The sequence below is a fragment of the Streptomyces flavofungini genome (genome assembly GCF_041028215.1).
In the GTDB taxonomy this organism is placed as follows: domain Bacteria; phylum Actinomycetota; class Actinomycetes; order Streptomycetales; family Streptomycetaceae; genus Streptomyces; species Streptomyces flavofungini_B.
This window is the reverse complement of record NZ_JASKYR010000814.1, coordinates 1-3402: the sequence shown is the minus strand read 5'-3', so window position 1 is coordinate 3402 and position 3402 is coordinate 1. Positions and strand designations below refer to the sequence as shown.

The following is a 3402-nucleotide window of genomic DNA, read 5'->3' as shown; positions in this document are numbered from 1 at the left end:
GGCTCGGCCAGGCCCTCGGCATCGGCACCTCCGTGGCCCGCGCCACCCTGGGCGTGCGCTCCTGCGCCGCCTTCACCTCCGACGCCTCCGGCACCCGCGCCACCGCCGGTGCCGTCCTCGACCTGGACGACGTCCACCGGGTGCGCAAGGCCGTCGGCGGCACCGTCAACGACGTACTGATCGCCGTGGTCGCCGGGGCCCTGCGGCGCTGGCTCGACGAGCGCGGCGACGGCAGTGAGGGCATCGAGCCGCGCGCCCTGGTCCCGGTGTCCCGGCGCCGCCCGCGCACCGCACAGCCGCCCGGCAACCGTCTCTCCGGATATCTGGTCAGGCTGCCGGTCGGCGACGAGGACCCGCTGGCCAGGCTGCGGGCGGTGCGCGCCGCCATGGACCGGAACAAGGAGGCGGGCCCCGAGCGCGGTGCGGGGGCCGTCGCGCTGCTGGCCGAGCACGTGCCGTCGATCGGCCACCGCATCGGCGGTCCCGCGGTGGCGCAGGCCGCTCGGCTGCTCTTCGACATCCTGGTCACCAGCGTCCCGCTGCCCGGCATCGGACTGCGGCTCGGCGGCTGCCCGCTCGCCGCGGTCTACCCCTTCGCCCCGCTGGCCAGGGGCCAGTCGCTCGCCGTCGCGGTCTCCACCTACCGGGGGCGCGTGCACTACGGGCTGCTCGCCGACGCCGCCGCCGTACCCGACCTGGATCTCCTCGCGCGGTGCGTGCGGGAGGAGCTGGACGAGCTGGTGGCGGTGTGCGCGGGGGAAGCGGGTTTGGAGACCGGGGCCCGCTTTACGTAAAGTTGCGCTTTTGAAGAGCTACCGCGGACCACCGGATGCGCCGCGGGCCCAGGATGACATGAGGACAGCGGCGATGACGGTGACAGACGAAAGCCTGGAGGAGGCCGAGAGCCGGCAGGGGCCCGCCGGGAACGGCGCGTACGGCCCCGGCATCGACCCGGACCGTCTCGCCGTCTGCCTCAGCGTCCTCGACGAGCTGGACCGGCTCGACGTCGACCACCCCGACGCGATCCTGGTGCGGCGCGCCACCGCCGGGATCTACCGCACCGTGAAGCAGCGCCGCCGCCAGGAGCGCCGCGCCGCCAAGACCGCCCACGACAAGGCGGTCACCGAGGCCACGGCCACCGGCTCCGCCGAGCGCATCGACGACGAGACCGAGGGTCTGCTGCCGTCCTCGCGGACCGAGGAGGGCACGATCGCGGGGATACTCCAGCGCCCGCGCTCCTGCTACACCTGCAAGACGCGGTACGTGGAAGTCGACTACTTCTACCACCAGCTCTGTCCGGCGTGCGCCCAGCTGAACCGGGCCAAGCGCGAGGCCCGCACCGACCTGACCGGCAAGCGCGCCCTGCTCACCGGCGGGCGCGCCAAGATCGGCATGCACATCGCGCTGCGCCTGCTGCGGGACGGCGCGCACACCACCATCACGACGCGGTTCCCCAAGGACGCCATCCGCCGCTTCAAGGCGATGGACGACTCGGCGGACTGGCTGCACCGCCTGGAGATCGTCGGCATCGACCTGCGCGACCCCGCGCAGACCGTCGCCCTCGCCGAGCGGGTCGCCGAGGCCGGGCCGCTGGACATCCTGATCAACAACGCCACGCAGACCGTGCGGCGCCTGCCCTCCGCCTACGCGGCCCTCGTCGACGGCGAGAGCGCGCCGCTGCCCGCCGGGGAGCTGCCCGCCCACTCCGTCATCGGCGCCTTCAACTCCGGAGCGGTCGACGGTCTGGCCGCGCTGCCCCTCGGCACCAGCGGTCTGGAGGCACAGCAGGTCGCCGACCTCGCCCTCGTCGCGGGCAACGCCAGCATCGCCAGGCACCTCGACGGCACCGCCATCGACGCGGGCGGCCTCGTGCCGGACGTCGTGGACAGCAACACCTGGGTGCAGACCATCGAGCAGATCTCCCCGGTGGAGCTGCTTGAGACCCAGCTCTGCAACTACACCTCGCCGTTCATCCTGATCAGCGCGTTGCGCCCGGCCATGGCCGACGCCGCGAAGAAGGCCGCGAGCGGCCGGGCCCACATCGTCAACGTCTCCGCCATGGAGGGCGTGTTCGGCCGCGGCTACAAGGGCGCCGGGCACCCGAACACCAACGCCGCCAAGGCCGCGATGAACATGGTGACGCGGACCAGCGCCCAGGAGATGTTCCAGAGCGACGGCATCCTCATGACCTCCGTCGACACCGGCTGGATCACCGACGAGCGCCCGCACTACGACAAGCTGCGCCTCGCCGAGGAGGGCTTCCACGCGCCGCTCGACCTGATCGACGGAGCGGCCCGCGTCTACGACCCGGTCGTGCGCGGCGAGTCAGGCGACGACGTCTACGGCGTCTTCCTCAAGGACTACGCGAACGGCAAGTGGTAGCCACTCCGCAGGACCGCTCACCCGGCGACCGCGCGCCGCGCGACCGGCCCCGCGACGAAGGCCCCGGACGGCTCTCCGTCCGGGGCCTTCTCGCGTGCGCCGCCAGGCGCAGAGCCACCGGGCGTTCCCACCGGCCGCGGTGGTCGCGGTTCGGGGCCTGCCGCGTCGGCCGTGGGGCCTTGTCCGGAATCCACAAGGCTTCGAGCGTCCATCGAGCGCGGGCGCGCTCATTTGGTTAACCTTAGGCGAGTGGGCGGCCACGAGAGATCCACGAAGTCTCTCGGCCGCCCCGGGGACAGGCCGGTGACCACGGCCGCGGTCCCGCCAGACAACCGGCGCCACCGCGACCGAACTGCCCTTGTCCTTCCGTTACGCGACACAGAGGAGTGCGCGGTGACACCCGATCTGACGAAGCACGAGAAGCGACCGGCCGAGCGGGCGGGCGACCGGGCCGGCAGGCCCCACAAGCTCCGCAACCTGGAGGCGTGGGCCAAGGCGGCCCCCATCCGTCTCGCCGGTTATGAGGACGACCTCGCCGAGCCCCACATCCTGCCCGGCATCGACTGATCCGGGAGCGAGCCACCGCCCCGGAGTCGTCCGCTTCGCCCGTGCCCCCGCCGTCGACGGCGGGGGCACGGGCGCGATGTGTGACGGGTGACGTGTGCGTCCTCGGGGCGCGGCGCGGGGCTGACGCGTTGACAAGAGCGAGACCGGGTGACTGTAATGGTGCGCGTGCCGCGTGGCGCCGACCAAAGAGCAGTGGGCAGGTCGGCGACCGGGCGAGCACCTTCACTCAAGGACGACGCTCATGTATACGTCGTGAGTTCTTACCGCCGCGAGACTTCTGCCTGACCGACGCGGGCTCGCGCCCGGTCAGGGCACCCTTGCGCGCTCTCGCGCACCCGGCCGCGCCGACCTCTTCCGCGTGGCCCTCCTCACCCCGTGTGGCCCAGCCACCACCCCGTACGGAGACCCCCCCCCCCCCCCGGCGGTAAGAACTCACGACGTATACATGAGCGT

Annotated in this window: 3 protein-coding genes; all 3 read left to right on the top strand. The window is 72.8% G+C overall.

Annotated features, from left to right (window positions below):
* The coding region (locus AB8Z36_RS34895; protein ID WP_369217400.1) for a WS/DGAT domain-containing protein at positions 1–794 on the top strand (794 nt) is incomplete at its 5' end.
* Positions 795–867: 73 nt separating this feature from the next.
* Positions 868–2382 carry an SDR family NAD(P)-dependent oxidoreductase gene (locus AB8Z36_RS34890; RefSeq protein WP_369217399.1) on the top strand — a complete coding sequence of 505 codons (1515 nt, stop codon included), beginning with the start codon at positions 868–870 and terminating at the stop codon, positions 2380–2382.
* 393 nt (positions 2383–2775) lie between these two features.
* A complete protein-coding gene (locus tag AB8Z36_RS34885) occupies positions 2776–2949 on the top strand; it encodes a hypothetical protein (protein ID WP_369217398.1) in 174 nt (57 codons plus the stop codon).
* Positions 2950–3402: the final 453 nt, after the last annotated feature.